Source organism: Agreia sp. (assembly GCF_964263775.1).
Classification (GTDB): Bacteria; Actinomycetota; Actinomycetes; order Actinomycetales; family Microbacteriaceae; genus Agreia.
Genome location: NZ_CAXVWM010000139.1, coordinates 1 through 14,376 on the forward strand (window position 1 = coordinate 1; position 14,376 = coordinate 14,376).

The 14,376-nt window shown below is 67.1% G+C and carries 14 protein-coding genes and 1 pseudogene; 7 read left to right on the forward strand and 8 right to left on the reverse strand.

The window, feature by feature from the left end:
- Positions 1–13 precede the first annotated feature (13 nt).
- Complete coding sequence (locus ACE5CZ_RS10785) at positions 14–130, forward strand: hypothetical protein (RefSeq protein ID WP_374947344.1); 117 nt, start codon at positions 14–16, stop codon at positions 128–130.
- Between the two features lie 67 nt (positions 131–197).
- On the opposite strand, the gene ACE5CZ_RS10790 is transcribed toward ACE5CZ_RS10785, so the two are convergent.
- From ACE5CZ_RS10790 to ACE5CZ_RS10820, 7 genes are all read right to left on the reverse strand, one after another.
- Positions 198–1,247, reverse strand: a complete 1,050-nt coding sequence (locus ACE5CZ_RS10790; RefSeq protein WP_374947331.1) for a biotin/lipoate A/B protein ligase family protein — start codon at positions 1,245–1,247, stop codon at positions 198–200.
- Between the two features lie 82 nt (positions 1,248–1,329).
- On the reverse strand, positions 1,330–2,190 hold the full coding sequence (locus ACE5CZ_RS10795) for an alpha/beta hydrolase (protein ID WP_374947332.1): 861 nt from the start codon (positions 2,188–2,190) through the stop codon (positions 1,330–1,332).
- A gap of 204 nt (positions 2,191–2,394) precedes the next feature.
- Complete coding sequence (locus ACE5CZ_RS10800) at positions 2,395–3,240, reverse strand: transglutaminase N-terminal domain-containing protein (protein WP_374947333.1); 846 nt, start codon at positions 3,238–3,240, stop codon at positions 2,395–2,397.
- The gene (locus ACE5CZ_RS10805; RefSeq protein WP_374947334.1) at positions 3,237–4,169 is read right to left on the reverse strand and encodes an alpha-E domain-containing protein; all 933 of its coding nucleotides are present in this window, start codon (positions 4,167–4,169) and stop codon (positions 3,237–3,239) included. Before ACE5CZ_RS10805 ends, ACE5CZ_RS10800 begins: the two co-directional genes overlap by 4 nt.
- The gene (locus ACE5CZ_RS10810; protein ID WP_374947335.1) at positions 4,163–5,887 is read right to left on the reverse strand and encodes a circularly permuted type 2 ATP-grasp protein; all 1,725 of its coding nucleotides are present in this window, start codon (positions 5,885–5,887) and stop codon (positions 4,163–4,165) included. The genes ACE5CZ_RS10805 and ACE5CZ_RS10810 overlap by 7 nt, the downstream gene beginning before the upstream one ends.
- 9 nt (positions 5,888–5,896) lie before the next feature.
- Positions 5,897–6,220, reverse strand: coding sequence for a hypothetical protein (locus tag ACE5CZ_RS10815; protein WP_374947336.1), 324 nt, complete (start codon positions 6,218–6,220; stop codon positions 5,897–5,899).
- Positions 6,221–6,508: 288 nt separating this feature from the next.
- Entirely contained in the window at positions 6,509–6,703 is a 195-nt protein-coding gene (locus ACE5CZ_RS10820) for a hypothetical protein (protein ID WP_374947337.1), read from the reverse strand.
- 191 nt (positions 6,704–6,894) lie between these two features.
- Here ACE5CZ_RS10820 and ACE5CZ_RS10825 point away from each other — a divergent pair, with 191 nt between their 5' ends.
- Together ACE5CZ_RS10825 and ACE5CZ_RS10830 are read left to right on the forward strand one after the other, a co-directional pair.
- Positions 6,895–7,404, forward strand: coding sequence for a DUF2243 domain-containing protein (locus ACE5CZ_RS10825; protein WP_374947338.1), 510 nt, complete (start codon positions 6,895–6,897; stop codon positions 7,402–7,404).
- 11 nt (positions 7,405–7,415) lie between these two features.
- Positions 7,416–8,165: pseudogene (locus ACE5CZ_RS10830) on the forward strand (cytochrome c oxidase assembly protein); the annotation flags it as partial.
- An 81-nt stretch (positions 8,166–8,246) separates the two neighbouring features.
- On the opposite strand, the gene ACE5CZ_RS10835 reads toward ACE5CZ_RS10830, so the two are convergent.
- Positions 8,247–9,257 carry a LacI family DNA-binding transcriptional regulator gene (locus tag ACE5CZ_RS10835; protein WP_374947339.1) on the reverse strand — a complete coding sequence of 337 codons (1,011 nt, stop codon included), beginning with the start codon at positions 9,255–9,257 and terminating at the stop codon, positions 8,247–8,249.
- A 250-nt stretch (positions 9,258–9,507) separates the two neighbouring features.
- On the opposite strand from ACE5CZ_RS10835, the gene ACE5CZ_RS10840 reads away from it, so the two are divergent.
- The 4 genes from ACE5CZ_RS10840 to rhaS are packed head-to-tail and all read left to right on the forward strand — an operon-like array spanning position 9,508 to position 14,236.
- Positions 9,508–11,040: a sugar ABC transporter ATP-binding protein gene (locus ACE5CZ_RS10840; protein ID WP_374947340.1), complete on the forward strand. Its 1,533-nt coding sequence runs from the start codon at positions 9,508–9,510 to the stop codon at positions 11,038–11,040.
- A complete protein-coding gene (locus tag ACE5CZ_RS10845; protein WP_374947341.1) occupies positions 11,037–12,077 on the forward strand; it encodes an ABC transporter permease in 1,041 nt (346 codons plus the stop codon). Before ACE5CZ_RS10840 ends, ACE5CZ_RS10845 begins: the two co-directional genes overlap by 4 nt.
- On the forward strand, positions 12,070–13,125 hold the full coding sequence (locus tag ACE5CZ_RS10850; protein WP_374947342.1) for an ABC transporter permease: 1,056 nt from the start codon (positions 12,070–12,072) through the stop codon (positions 13,123–13,125). The genes ACE5CZ_RS10845 and ACE5CZ_RS10850 overlap by 8 nt, the downstream gene beginning before the upstream one ends.
- Before the next feature lie 46 nt (positions 13,126–13,171).
- A complete protein-coding gene (gene rhaS / locus ACE5CZ_RS10855; RefSeq protein ID WP_374947343.1) occupies positions 13,172–14,236 on the forward strand; it encodes a rhamnose ABC transporter substrate-binding protein in 1,065 nt (354 codons plus the stop codon).
- Positions 14,237–14,376: the final 140 nt, after the last annotated feature.

A 14,376-nucleotide genomic window follows, 5' to 3' on the forward strand; every position in this document is an offset into this window, starting at 1 on the left:
CGGCAGCGTGCTGGTGCAGGGCGTGCTCGACCAGGTCGCCGAGGGCTCGCAGCGCGTGATCGCCGCCTGCCCGTTCGTCGCGACCTACATCGACAATCACGACGAGTACAAGCCGCTCACAACCCGCTGAGCTGCGCGCGACGCGAGGCAGGACTCGCGCTGAGCTGCGCGCGACGCGCTGCGGGACTCGCGACGGGTTACGGCACGCGGCCGATCCACTCGGGCGTGCTGAACTTCGTGCGCACGAGCTCCTCGGCCTTGGCGTACTCCTCATCGGTGATGTCGCCGGGCGTTGCCCCGTAGAGGCCCGTGAAGGTGGCGATCATCCTGTCGATGATCTCGGCTCGCGACAGTCCGGTCTGGCTGCGCAGCGGGTCGACCCTCTTGGCCGCCGACTTGGTGCCCTTGTCGCTCATCTTCTCGCGGCCGATGCGCAGCACCTGAACCATCTTCTCGCCATCCATGTCGTAGCTCATGGTGACGTGGTGCACGACGGCGCCGTTGCCGAGGCGCTTCTGCGCGGCCCCGCCGATCTTGCCGGTGGGGCTCGTGATGTCGTTCAGCGGCGCGTAGTGGGCGTCGATTCCGAGCGACTTGAGGGCGACGATGACCCACTCGTCGAGAAAGGCGTAGGAGTCGGCGAACGTCATACCCGAGACGAGTGCCGCGGGAACGTAGATGGAGTACGTGATCACCGAGCCGGCCTCCATGAACATGGCGCCACCGCCCGAAATGCGGCGCACCACATCGAAGCCGTACTTCTCGGCATTGTCTAGGTCGACCTCGTTCTTCAGCGACTGAAAGCTGCCGATGACGACGGCCGGCGACTCCCACTCCCAGATGCGCATCGTGGGCTGGCGGCGGCCCTCGCCGACCTCGATCGCCAGCACCTCGTCGAGGGCCATCTGCTCGACCGGCGCAACGGCTTTCGAGTGGATGACCTGCCAGTCGTAGTCACGCCATCCGGTGGCCTTCGCCAGGGATCGACGCACGGCGACCGCGACGGACTCGGGCGAGAAGCCGAGCAGCTGCGCGCCCTCGGGAAGGGCGGCCTTGACGGCGGCGGCGATGGTGGCCGCGTCGGATTCGACCGGCAGTCCCTCGATTGCCTCGTTGATCAGGGGAAGCGCGTCGTCGGGCTCGAGAAAGAAGTCACCCGCCAGGCGAAAATTCGCGATACGTCCATCGACCTGGTCGAGGTCGACGACCACGAGCTTGCCACCGGGAACCTTGTACTCACCATGCATGCAGCCAGCCTACGCCGCCGCAACTCAGGAAAACTGGGCCGAAACGAGCCTGAATGCACGCGAGTACCGTGATTTTTCTGCGTTAGAGCACCACGTGGTGCTCGAGCCAGTCGACCAGGCGATCGGTCACGGCGGCGCGGTTCGTCTCGTTGAAGACCTCGTGCCGGGCATCCGGAAAAACCACGACCTCGACGTCGGTGAGCTTCGACCGCTGCGTGAAGGAGCGGGCGAGCCGGCGCATGCTGACGGGTCCGCCCAGAATGTCGTCGGAGCCGCCCATGATCAGCACCGGAAGATCGCGTCGGATGCCGCGCCCCGGCAGCCCGAACAGGCGCAGACCGTCGCAAACGCCGAGTTCTCTCAGCGCCTTCGCCTCGAACATGAACGGGTCGGCCGCCGCTGCCGCCTGCATGGCGACGTCGCGGCTCAGCCACTCGAACCCCGTGCCGGCGCCGCGCGGGCGGTGACGCCGCGTCAGGTCGCCGCCATCCATCGACCCCGGCATCCGCAATGCCGTGCCGGTGAACACCACACCGTCGAACGCGGTCGACCGGGTGTTGATGACCCTCTGCAGCAGCAGCGAGCCGAGGCTGTGGCCGAGGGCGACCAGCGGCACGCCCGCGCCGCGATCGGGCGTCATCTCGTCGCGCAGCAGGCGGGTGAAACGCAGGATGTCTGCCTCGGCGGTACGCACGCCATCCGGCCCCAATCGGTGTGCGCCGGGTGCCTGCTCGCCGCTCGGCAGCCGTGCCGTCTCGCCGTGGCCGCGCAGGTCGTGCGCGTAGACGGCGAATCCGGATGCGTTCAGCCGGCCCGCGAGTTCGGCGTACCGCTGTGAGTGCTCGCCGAGGCCGTGCACGATCTGCACGATGCCGCGCGGGTGCTCGACGGGCCAGGCGGAGTAACTGATGGCGACGCCGTGGTCGCTGAGAAACTGGGGCACCCGTTCATTGTGCACCCACGACCCTGCCCCCTTCACCCGTTCGCGGATGAGGAAAAACGCGCGACACCCCGGGCCGAGAACGACTTCTGGCGGCGTGTCCCCGTTTCTTCCTCATCCGCGAAGGTGAAGAGGCTAAGAGGCGCGGGCTAAGAGGCGCAGAGGCGCAGGCGAACACGGCAGGCGGGTCCGGAGGCGGCAGGCGGGTCAGCTCTCTCGGGTGATCTCCACCGTCACGAAGAGGCTCGACCCGAAGGGGCCCGCGTAGACGCCGCGCAGCGGAGCGACGTCGTTGTAGTCGCGACCGCGGCCCACAGTCACGTGGCGGTCTCCGATGTCGATGGAGTTCGTGGGGTCGAACCCGCGCCAGTCGCCGCAGTACCACTCGACCCAGGCGTGCGACTCGCCCGCGACCGTCTCCCCGATCTCGGCGTTCGGCTTCGGGTGCAGGTAGCCCGACACGTAGCGCGCCGGAATTCCCACCGAGCGCAGGGCGCCGAGGGCGATGTGCGCGATGTCCTGGCAGACCCCGCGCTTGTCGACCCAGGAATCCTTCGCCGTGGAGTGGACGTGCGTGACGCCCTGCACGTACTGCATCTGGTCGCCGATCGCCGAGCAGATCTCGAGCGCGGCCTCGCACGGGCTTTCGTAGCGCGACGCGATCTCGCCGGCCAGGGCGACCATGTCGTCGGCGGGGTCGGTGAGCCGGGTCTGCTTCGAGTGCTCGACGTACGACGTGGCGGTGGCCGCCGCATCGGCGAGCGCCTCCCAGCCGACCGTGTGCGGCCGGTGCGCGCGCGGACGCACCTCGACGAGGCTGTTTGCGGTGAGCGACAGCTCCGTGTGCGGAGTCAGCACCTCGAAGCTCGACACCCGCGTTCCCCAGTAGTCGAGGTAGTGGTGGTTGCTCGACACGGGAGCGATGTCGAGGTTGGAGTACAGCACGAACTGGTCGGTGCTCGAGACCGGAAGCATGCGCGCCTCGTTGTAGGAGGCCGCCACCTCGCCCTCGTAGCGATAGCCGGTCACGTGCCGGATGCGAAGCCGGTTCATGTGTTCTCTCCCGTCCAGGAAGGAGCCGCATTGGTGGGGAAGTAGCGCTGCCGGATCGCCTCGGACGCCGTCGACGTGGCATCCTGCACGCTGTCCATGTGCTTCGGCAGGTCGTGCAGAATGTCCATGATCGGGCGGTACTCGAGCTGGCTGCGGATCTGGCCGAGCAGGCGCTGGGCCCGGTCGGTGACGCCGACGCGGTCGTTGCGGGGTTCGATCGCGCGCAGTGATTCCTCTGCCCGCGACACCGAGAAGATGATCGATCGGGGAAACAGCCGGTCGAGCAGCAGAAACTCCGCGGCGTTGCGCGCCGACGGCACTCCTCTATAGGTGCGCAGGTAGGTCTCGTAGGCTCCGCACGAGCGCAGAATGGTCGTCCAACTGGGGCCGGATGCCTCGGTGAGGCTTCTCGTCGCCAGCAGGCGGGCCGTCATGTCGGCCTGCTCGAGCGAGCGGCCGAGGTTGAAGAAGTGCCAGCCCTCGTCGCGGCTCGTGCCCGCCTCGACGATGCCCACCGCGAGTGCGGCGCGCTCGCGCACCCATCCGAAGAACTCGTGCGTCTTCTCCCCCGCGATCTTGCGCGGCATCCTCGCCCGGGTCGTGTTGAGGCACTCCCACAGTTCGGTCGACACGATCTCGCGCGCCCGTCGCGCGTTCTCGCGGGCCGCGCCGAGCGAATAGGCGATGGATGCGGGATGCGTGCGGTCTATCGCGAGGGTCGCGAGCACGTCCTGCCGCGACAGCTCGCGTCCCGGGCCGGGAACCTCGCTGCCCATCAGGGCGAGCAGCGAGCGGCAGGCGAGGTCTTCTTCGATCCACGGGTCTTCGAGTAGCAGCTGCAGGTGCACGTCGAGAATTCGGGCGGTTCCGTCGCTCCGCTCGATGTAGCGACCGATCCAGAAGAGGCTCTCGGCGATGCGGCTCAGCATTCGTCTACTCCTTCTGTTGCGGCCCGTTCGTCGAGCCTCACGGTGCGCGGCGTCGGCAGCGGCGGGTGCCCTGGACTCCAGCGCGCCTGTTGCTGCTGCTGCTGCTGGTCGTTGTTGGGCTTGTCGTGAGGGGAGTGGTCGACGGCATGCTTGCCGACGATCGGAATCGACTGCGTGTTCGCCGCCTGATCTGCCACCAGGCCTTGGATATTGCGGGCCGAGGACTCGTGCAGAAAATCGGGCTCGAGGCCGATGACCCAGGTGTCCTTCGATCCGCCGCCCTGGCTCGAGTTCACGACCAGCTCGCCCTCGGGCAGCGCCACCCGCGTGAGCCCGCCGGGAAGAACCCAGATGTCGCTGCCGTCGTTGACGGCGAACGGACGCAGGTCAGCGTGGCGTGGCCGCATCCCGTCTTCGACGAGCGTGGGGATCGTCGAGAGCTGCACGACCGGCTGTGCGATCCACCCGCGTGGGTCTGTGAGCAGCCGCTTGCGCAGCTCGTCGAGCTCGGTTCTGGATGCGGCGGGGCCGACCACGAGGCCCTTGCCGCCGGATCCGTCGACGGGCTTCACGACCAGTTCGTCGAGGCGGTCGAGCACCTCTTCGAGCGATGCCGGGTCTTCGAGGCGCCAGGTGTCGACGTTGGGGATGATGGCCTTCTCGCCGAGGTAGTACTGGATGAGCTCGGGCAGGTAGGTGTAGACGAGCTTGTCGTCGGCCACGCCGTTGCCGACCGCGTTGGCGATCGTCACGTTTCCGAGCCGCGCCGCCATCATGATGCCGGGCGAGCCCAGCTGGCTGTCGGCGCGAAACTGCAGCGGGTCGAGGTACTCGTCGTCGACCCGGCGATAGATCACGTCGACGCGCATCGGACCGGCCGTGGTGCGCATCCAGACCCTGCCGCCCGAGCAGAACAGGTCGCGGCCCTCGACGAGTTCGACGCCCATGAGGCGGGCCAGCAGCGTGTGCTCGAAGTAGGCCGAGTTGTAGACGCCGGGAGTCAGGACGACCACGTTGGGGTCGTCGACGCCGGCGGGGGCCGACGCGCGCAGGGCCTGCAGAAGCTTGTTCGGGTAGTCGCCGACGGGGCGCACGCGCATGCTCACGAAGAGTTCGGGCAACGTCTGGGCCATGACGCGACGGTTCGAGATGACGTAGCTGACGCCCGAGGGCACGCGCACGTTGTCCTCGAGCACCCGCCATCCGCCGGTCTCGTCGCGGATCAGGTCGATGCCCGACACCTGGATGCGCACGTTGTTGGCCGAGACGATTCCCGCGGCCTGGCGGTGAAAATGGCTCGACGAGCTGATCAGGCCGGCGGGAATGACTCCGTCGCGCACCGCATTCTGGGGGCCGTAGATGTCGGCGAGAAAGGCCTCGAGGGCGCGCACGCGCTGCTTTATTCCGGCCTCGACGGTAACCCATTCCCTCTGCTCGATCACCCGCGGAACGGCGTCGAGAGGAAAGGGCCGCTCTTCGCCCGCGAAGTCGAACGTGACGCCCTGGGCGAGGTACGAACTGGCCAGCGCGTCGGTGCGCCCGCGGAGTTCCTCCTGCGTCATGCGGGCCAGCGCCTGGTACACATCCTTGTACGCGGCGCGCGCCTCGACGGGTGCCAGAGAGTTCGGTTCGGGGAACATCTCGTCCCAGGCGCTGGTGGACCCCCGGCGTGTGCGAGGGCTGAGTGTGGCGCCGTATCCGGCGAACAGGTCGACCATGGCCAGAGCCTAGTGCGGCGGTGTTGCGGGGGTGTTTCGGCCTGCTCTCGATGGCGGCGGCGTTCGCCGCGAGGGGAGACGAGCCTGGCTGGGCCGGCGAGCGCAGAACTGCCTGGCAGCCTCAATCGCCTCGTCGAGGCTGGAGAGGCGCTGCACCGAGAGGGTCGGAAGCCAGAGGACTTCGAAACCGTCGTCGGCCTGCTCGACGTAACTGATCAGGCGACGCGAATCGGTGGTCGGGATGCGCGCGTCGCAGAGGCGCCATTCGCCATCGCAGAGGCAGACGACCTCGAGGTCTGTCGTCACATTCGCGACTGAGACGGGTCGTGTCATGGCGGGGTTGACTACCCCGCAACCAAGGACACGCTGCTCGAGGCCGTCGGCCAGAACGGCTCAGCACGGTGCTCGAGACGCTGCAGTGCGGGATGGCCTCGATGTTCGTGCCCGAATACCTCCAATCGGGCAGCCGTCCGACCGCGCAACGGAGGTATTCGGGCACAGAAGCGACTCCGATTCGCTCGCCGCATCGGTCAGACGGCCCCGTATGGTGCACAGCCCCAGCAGCCCGAGAATGCGCCGGGTGCCGTCGCCCGCGAGATCATCGCGGACGCGGCACCGTGATCAGTCTTCGAGGTCGCCCGGCTGCTCCTCGACCGCGGCGGACTGCTCCGTCTTGTCGCGGAGGCGATCGGACATGTCCGAGGCGCCGTCGGTGCCCGGGTCCTCGTCGACCTCCTCGATGAGCTCGGCGAGCTTCTCGTCGCGCGGAGTTTCGTCCGACGCATCGGGGGCCGGGGTATCGCCGATCATGCTCATGCGGACTCTTCCTCGTGGCGGTGAACGTTCATGGGTGCCTCCGTCGGAATTCGGTGCGCACCGTGCGCACCGAATTCACGCTCCTCCTTCGACGGGCATCCGGTCAGCCCCTTGCTATTCGCCATGACCCGTGCTGGCCACGCGAGGCAACCCCTCCGAGCACACAGTCTCGACGGCGGCACGATGGAATCATGACTCCTCCCTCTCGCGCCTCTCGCGCCTCTGTTCCCCCGCGCGCCGAGCGCTCCGGCCAGAATGCGTGGTCGGGCATCCTGTTCGGAGTGGGCCTGGTCGCGTTCATCGACGAGACCGTGTTCCACCAGCTGCTGCACTGGCATCACTTCTACGACCTCGGCACGCCCGACCTCGGGCTGGTCTCCGACGGCGTCTTCCACGCGGTGAGCTGGTTCGCCACCATCGGCGCGCTTTTTCTGCTGGCAGACCTGCGCAGACGGGGTGCCCTGCACTGGGCGCGGTGGGCAGGCGGCGTGCTTCTCGGCGCCGGGGCCTTCCAGCTCTACGACGGCACGGTGCAGCACAAGTGGTGGGGCATCCACCAGATCCGCTACGTCGAAGACCTGCTTCCCTACGATCTCGCCTGGAACGTCGTCGCCGCAGCGCTGATTGTGGCGGGGATCGTGCTGCTCGTCTACACCCGCGCGTCGAGGGCACTCCCCCGCGACGTCGTCACCGCGTCGTGATGGGCGTCGTGATGCGCGCCCCAGGCCTCGAACCCCACGCGCACGGCGGCGGCGGGGCCTCGCTCGAGTGGGTGCTGGTGCTCCTCGCCTGCGTGGCCGTCGTGGTCTACGCGGCGGGCACTGTCGCATCCCGTCGCGCGGGGCGCCCCTGGCCCCTGTACCGCCTCGTGCTCTGGGCGTGCGGGATCGTCGCGGCCTGCGCATCCGTCGTCGGACCGCTCGCCGCCGCGTCGCACGGCACCTTCGTGGCTCACATGGGTGCGCATCTTCTGGTCGGAATGCTCGCGCCCCTCCTGCTCGTTCTCGCGGCGCCGGTCACCCTCGCGCTTCGAACCCTCGACGTCGTTCCGGCCCGCCGCCTCTCGCGCCTGTTCCGAAGCCGACCGGCCCGGATTGTGGCGCATCCGATCACGGCCGCGGTGCTCTCGGCGGGCGGCATGTGGATGCTCTATCTGACTCCCCTCTTCGAATCGATGCAGACGAATCCGTTGCTGCACCTCGTCGTGCACGCTCACTTTCTGTTCGCCGGCTACCTGTTCACTGCGGCGATCATCGGCATCGACCCGCACCCCCACCCTGTGACGAAGCGGCTGACGGCCGTGGTGCTGGTTCTGGCGCTCGCCTCGCACTCGATCCTCGCCAAATACCTGTACGCGCACGCGCCCGCGGGGGTTGCCCCGCTCGACGCGCAGGAGGGCGCCGAGCTGATGTACTACCTGGGCGCCTGGATCGAGGCGGCGATCATCGTGTTCTTCTGTGCGCAGTGGTACCGCGCCGCAGGCCGACGACTGTCGGCCGTGAGCTCGGCCCGCAGCGCAGTGCGCTCTGCCCGAGATGCCCGGTCAGCCGGCCGTGCTCGCCCGCACCACGAGCTCGGGCTGGAACACGACCTGCCGCGGCAGCGCAGACGGGTCTTGCGCCTCGGTGAGGAGGATCTCGACCGCGGTCTTTCCGATCAGCGCGCTCGGCTGCCGAATGCTCGACAGCGGCACGACGGCGGCGCTCGCGAAGTCGATGTCGTCGTAGCCGATCAGGGCGATCCCCGCGGGAACGGCCACATCGGCACCCTGTAGAGCGAACGCCTGCAGCAGTCCCATCGAGACGAGGTCGTTCGCGGCGAAGATCGCGTCAGGCCGCGCACCGGGCGCCCGCGCGACGATGTCGGAACCGGCCGCGCGGCCCGCCAGAACGCTCAACGCCTCGAGCTCGATGACCTCGAGCGAGACCCCCGGATGCGCCGCGACGGCCGCGCGGGCGCCCTCGAGCCGGTCGGCGACCTGGCGGATGCCCATCGGTCCGCCCACGAAGGCCAGTCGGGTTCGGCCGATTGAGATCAGGTGCTCCGTTGCCAGCCGCCCCCCGGCCAGGTCATCGACCGACACCGAGCTGAACGCGTTGTCGGCACTCGACCGGTCGACCAGCACGGCGGGAATGCCGCGCTGCTTCAGCCGCCTGAGCCGCTCTGTGACGTCGGCGTAGGCCGAGATGACCACGCCGTACACGCGCTGCTGCTCGAAGAGGTCGAGATAGGTGGCCTCGCGCGTCGGATTCTCGTCGCTGTTGCCGAGGGTCACAGTGAGCCCGGAGTCGGCGGCCTCGTCTTCGGCGCCGCGGGCGAGGTCTGTGAAGAACGGGTTGCGCACGTCGAGAACGACCATGCCGATCGTGCGGCTGCGCCCATTTCGCAACTGTCGCGCGGCATCGTTGCGAATAAATCCGAGCTCGTCGATCGCCCGCTGAACACGCCCGACGGATGCGGGTGACACCTTCTCGGGATGGTTCAGCACATTGGACACAGTGCCCACAGACACGCCCGCCCGCAGGGCGACATCCCGAACACTCGACGCTGACATGGAACCCACCCTACGGGCTGGCCACTACCCGCCCGCCACCCGCGCTGACCGTGCTCTCAGGCGCCTTCAGTTCGGGCCCGAACGGGAACAGGTTTTTTGTATCGTTTCAGTCGTCGTGTCGTGGCGGCAAGCCCACACCAGGTTGCAAACAGATAACGAGCTTGACGCTGGCGCTCTGATCGCCGTATGGTTCCAAACAGATTGAAATTATATCGATTCAATTCTTCTCAACGTGGAGGTGCGTCAGCCCATGGCGAATCAAGATCAGCGGAGCCCCGCGCTCTCGCTCGTCGGGGCATCCAAGACCTTCGGCCCTGTCGTCGCCCTCGCCGACGGCACCATCGACCTGCGGGCCGGCGAGATCCACGCGCTCGTCGGGGAGAACGGCGCAGGCAAGTCGACACTCGTCAAGATCCTCGCCGGAGTGCACGCTCCCGATGGAGGCGACTTCGAGGTGGGCGGTCGACCCGTGTCGTTCCGCACTCCTGCCGACAGCAAGGCCGCAGGCGTCTCGGTCATCTACCAGGAGCCCACCCTTTTTCCCGACCTCACCGTGGCCGAGAACATCTTCATCGGCCGCCAGCCGCGAAATCGTGCAGGTCTCATCAATCGCGGCGAGATGCGCCGCATGGCCCGCGAACTGTTCACCACTCTCGGCGTTCCGATCGATCCCGACCGCATCGCCGAAGGCCTCTCGATCGCCGACCAGCAGATCATCGAGATTGCCAAGGCCATCTCGCTCGACGCCAAGGTGCTCGTGATGGACGAGCCGACCGCCGCCCTGTCGGGCGTCGAGGTCGAACGCCTCTTCGGTGTCGCGCGGGGCCTGCGCGACACGGGCGCGGGCATCCTGTTCATCTCGCACCGCTTCGAAGAAGTCTTCGCGCTCTGCGACCGCATCACCGTCATGCGCGACGGCCGCTACATCAGCGTGCACAACACGAACGAGGTCACGGTGCCGCAGATCGTGAAAGAAATGGTCGGCCGCGAGCTCGGCGCCCTCTTTCCGAAGGTGGATGCACCGATCGGCGAGACAGTGCTGAGCGTCGAAAACCTCACCCGGCTCGGCGTGTTCCGCGAGATCTCCTTCGACGTCAAGGCCGGCGAGATCGTGGCACTGGCCGGACTCGTCGGAGCCGGACGCACCGAGGTGGTTCGCGCCGTCTTCGGCATCGACCGCTACGACTCGGGCTCGGTCACCCTGCACGGCAAAGCTCTCCCGCCCCATAACCCGCAGGCGGCCATCACCGCGGGCATCGGCTTCGTTCCTGAAGACCGCCGAAAGCAGGGGCTCGTGATGGACCTCTCGGTCGCGAAGAACGCCACGCTCACCCTGCGCAAGTCGCTCGCCCGCTTCGGCCTCATCTCGGGCAACCGCGAGCGCCGCACGGCCGAGGACTGGTCGTCGAGGCTGCAGGTCAAGACCGGCTCGCAGGACTACGCCGTGTCGACTCTCTCCGGAGGCAACCAGCAGAAAGTAGTGCTCGCGAAGTGGCTCGCCACAGAGCCCAGCCTGCTCATCGTCGACGAGCCCACCCGCGGCATCGACGTGGGAACGAAGAGCGAGGTGCACCGCCTGCTCTCCGACCTCGCGGGCCGCGGCATCGCCATCATCATGGTCTCGTCGGAACTGCCCGAGGTGCTCGGCATGGCCGACCGCATCCTCGTCATGCACGAGGGTCGAATCACCGCCGAGCTCCCTCGCACCGAGGCCACCGCCGAGAGCGTGATGAACGCCGCCACTTCGACACGGGAGACATCGATCATGGGAGATGCGCGTTGAGCATCGACACCGCACGCCCACCCGTGCACACAGACCAATCGGGCACGCTGCACGCCGTGCGCGGCTTCTTCCGCGCCCGCGAGATTCCGGTCGCCGGCGCGCTGATCGCCCTCGTGATCATCACCACGCTCATCAATCCGCGATTCCTCTCGCCGCAGAGCGTCAAAGACCTCATGCTCAACGCGACCATCGTGATCATCCTCGCCGTGGGCCAGGCGCTGGTGATCATCACAGAGAACGTCGACCTCTCGATCGGCTCGATCCTGGGGCTCGTGGCCTTCGGCACCGGCACGCTCTTCAATGCGTGGCCGGGCATCCCCATCCCCCTCGTCTTTCTGGCCGGGATGCTGTTCGGTGCGGTTCTCGGGGCGATCAACGGCTTCCTCGTGACGGCCGCGAAAGTGCCGGCGCTCGTGATCACGCTCGGAACGATGTACATCTTCCGCGGCATCCTCACGAGCTGGGCCGGTTCGAAGCAGTACTTCTCGGGCGACAACCCCAAGGCGTTCGGCAACCTCAGCGTGGATGTCTTCCTCGGCATCCCGATCATCACCATCGTGGCCATCGTGGTCGTCATCGCCGTGGCCATCTTCATGAACTCGGTGCGGGCGGGCCGCGACCTCTACGCAATCGGCAGCGACCAGGATGCCGCACGGCTGTTCGGAATCGCCGTCGGGCCGCGCGTGCTCGCCGCATTCATCGCATCCGGAGCCCTGACGGGGCTGGCCGGCGTGCTCTACGCCTCGCGCTACAACTCGGTGGGCGCGCTCACCGGGTCGGGGCTCGAGCTCGACGTCGTCGCGGCCGTCGTGGTCGGAGGCGTCGCGATCTCGGGCGGAACCGGCACCGTCTTCGGCGCGGCAATCGGCGCCGTGCTGCTCTCGACCATCACGAGCTCGCTCACGGCGACCCGGGTCGACAAGTTCTGGCAGCAGGCCTTCGTGGGCATGCTCATTCTGGCCGCCATCATCGTCGACCGCGCCGTGTCGGTGCGCACTGCCCGCAAGCTTCGAGTGAGTGAGTCCCGCGATGTCTGAAACACTGAGCCCGACCATCGTCAAAGCCCGCAGCGGCCTGGCGAAGCGCCTCTCCGGCAGCGACGCGATCATCATCTACATCCTCGTCGCCGTGATCATCGTGTCGATGATCTCGGTGAAGTTCTTCGCATCGACCCTCACCGTCGGTTTCCTCTCGATCCAGGTCATCCCCATCCTGCTCATCGCCATGCCGATGGCCCTGGTGATCATCTCGGGCGAGATCGACCTCTCCGTCGCATCCATCGCCGGTCTCACGAGCGCCGTCATGGGCGTGCTCTGGCGCGACTCCGGTTGGGACATCGGCATCGTCATCCTGGTGTCCGTGCTGGTCGGCGTGGTCTGCGGCGTCTTCAACGGATTTCTCATCACCACCCTCGGGCTGCCGTCGCTCGCGGTGACCATCGGAACGCTCGCCCTCTTCAGAGGACTCGCGCTCGTCGTGATCGGCGATCAGAAAGTGGCGAACTTTCCGAAGGAGCTCAACACCTTCGTGCTGTCGAAGATCGGTGCCACCGGAATCCCCGTGGTCATGATCTTCGTCGTGATCATCATCGCCTTCTTCGCGGTTCTGCTGCACTTCACACCGTTCGGCCGCGGCCTCTATGCCCTGGGCTTCTCGAAAGAAGCCGCCACGTTCGTGGGCATCCGGGTGGGGCAGGCGAAATTCTGGCTGTTCGTGGGAACCGGCGTCGTGTCATCCATCGTCGGCGTCTTTCTCACCCTGCGCCTCGCGAGCGCCGGCCCCGACAACGGAACCGGAATGGAGCTCAGCGTGATCGCGGCCGTGCTGCTCGGCGGCGTCTCGATCTTCGGTGGCAAGGGCTCGATCCCCGGCGTCGTGGGCGGCGTGCTGCTGATCGGCGTGCTCACGTACTCGCTGCGCCTCGCGAAGGTTCCCGAGACCGCGCTCATCATCGTCACCGGAAGCCTGCTCGTGCTGTCTGTCGTCGCCCCGAGCGTCGTCTCGTGGGCACGCGAGCGGCTACGGCTGGCACGAGTCCGCAAAGTCGTCCAGGAGACGCCGTCTTCTGGCTCACCCCACGCCTAAAAGCACCAGGCGTCCGCATCACAATCACACGAAAGAAGGAAGAACAATGGAGTTGTTTTCTCGAAAGTCTCGCGGCGGCCGCCGCGCAGCAACCGTCGCCGCTCTCGCGGTCTCGGTCGCGCTCTTCGCAACCGGATGCGCCTCGGGCGCGTCGACTGACGGCAGCACCGACTCAGCGGGCGACGGAGGCGGCGACAACACGATCGCGTTCCTGCCCAAGCAGCTGAACAACCCGTACACCGACGTCGTTCTCGGCGGAGGAGAAGACGGCGCCAAGGCGGCCGGCTTCACCTCGCAGGTTCTCGGTCCGCTGGAGGCGAGCGCGAGCGCTCAGATCCCCTTCATCGAGCAGGCGACGCAAGAGGGCTCGAAGGTCATCGTCATCGCGGCGAACGACCCGGATGCGGTCGGCCCGTCGCTGCAGACGGCTCGCGAGGCCGGCGCCAAGATCGTGGCGTTCGACTCCGACACCAACCCCGACTACCGCGACATCTTCATCAGCCAGGTCGTCGCGAAAGACGTCGCCCTGATCCAGCTGGAGATCATCTCGGAGCAGATCGGCGGAGCCGGCGACATCGCCATTCTCTCGGCCACGGCCACCGCGACGAACCAGAACGAGTGGATCAAGTTCATGGAGGAAGAGCTCGCCTCGAACCCCGAGTACAAGGACATCAAGCTGGTCGCGAAGGTCTACGGAGACGACGACGCCGACAAGTCCTTCCAGGAGACGCAGGGTCTGCTCTCGTCGTACCCCAACCTGAAGGGCATCATCTCGCCCACGACGGTCGGTATCGCGGCTGCGGGCAAGTACCTCTCGACCTCTGACTACAAGGGCAAGGTCGTTCTGACCGGTCTCGGCCTGCCGAATGAAATGCGCGAGTTCGTGAAAGACGGAACCGTCAAGGAGTTCGCTCTGTGGGACCCGGCACAGCTCGGCTACGTCGCCGCATTCGCGGGTAAGGCACTCGTCGACGGCGACATCACCGGCGCCGAGGGCGACAAGTTCGACGCGGGAGACCTCGGCGAGATCACCGTCGGCAAGGGCGGCGTCGCGATCGTAGGACCGCCCACCCGCTTCAACGCCGACAACATCGACGACTACGACTTCTAACTAAGAAGTAGTCACCCCGCGTTCCCAGAGCCTGTCGATGGGCGCATCCACCTCGACACGCTCAGGGAACCACACTTCTAGCACCCCAGAAACCAAAGGATACAAGACCGACCCACGAGCCGCCCGAGCGGAACACCAAC

Bases quoted from the DNA above. Each gene is read 5' to 3' on its own strand.
- ACE5CZ_RS10820 (WP_374947337.1), bottom strand. From the start codon at position 6,703: ATGAGCATGATCGGCGATACCCCGGCCCCCGATGCGTCGGACGAAACT.
- ACE5CZ_RS10805 (WP_374947334.1), bottom strand. From the start codon at position 4,169: ATGCTGAGCCGCATCGCCGAGAGCCTCTTCTGGATCGGTCGCTACATC.
- ACE5CZ_RS10840 (WP_374947340.1), top strand. From the start codon at position 9,508: ATGGCGAATCAAGATCAGCGGAGCCCCGCGCTCTCGCTCGTCGGGGCA.
- ACE5CZ_RS10810 (WP_374947335.1), bottom strand. From the start codon at position 5,887: ATGGTCGACCTGTTCGCCGGATACGGCGCCACACTCAGCCCTCGCACA.
- ACE5CZ_RS10815 (WP_374947336.1), bottom strand. From the start codon at position 6,220: ATGACACGACCCGTCTCAGTCGCGAATGTGACGACAGACCTCGAGGTC.
- ACE5CZ_RS10825 (WP_374947338.1), top strand. From the start codon at position 6,895: ATGACTCCTCCCTCTCGCGCCTCTCGCGCCTCTGTTCCCCCGCGCGCC.
- ACE5CZ_RS10850 (WP_374947342.1), top strand. From the start codon at position 12,070: ATGTCTGAAACACTGAGCCCGACCATCGTCAAAGCCCGCAGCGGCCTG.
- ACE5CZ_RS10835 (WP_374947339.1), bottom strand. From the start codon at position 9,257: ATGTCAGCGTCGAGTGTTCGGGATGTCGCCCTGCGGGCGGGCGTGTCT.
- rhaS (WP_374947343.1), top strand. From the start codon at position 13,172: ATGGAGTTGTTTTCTCGAAAGTCTCGCGGCGGCCGCCGCGCAGCAACC.
- ACE5CZ_RS10800 (WP_374947333.1), bottom strand. From the start codon at position 3,240: ATGAACCGGCTTCGCATCCGGCACGTGACCGGCTATCGCTACGAGGGC.
- ACE5CZ_RS10790 (WP_374947331.1), bottom strand. From the start codon at position 1,247: ATGCATGGTGAGTACAAGGTTCCCGGTGGCAAGCTCGTGGTCGTCGAC.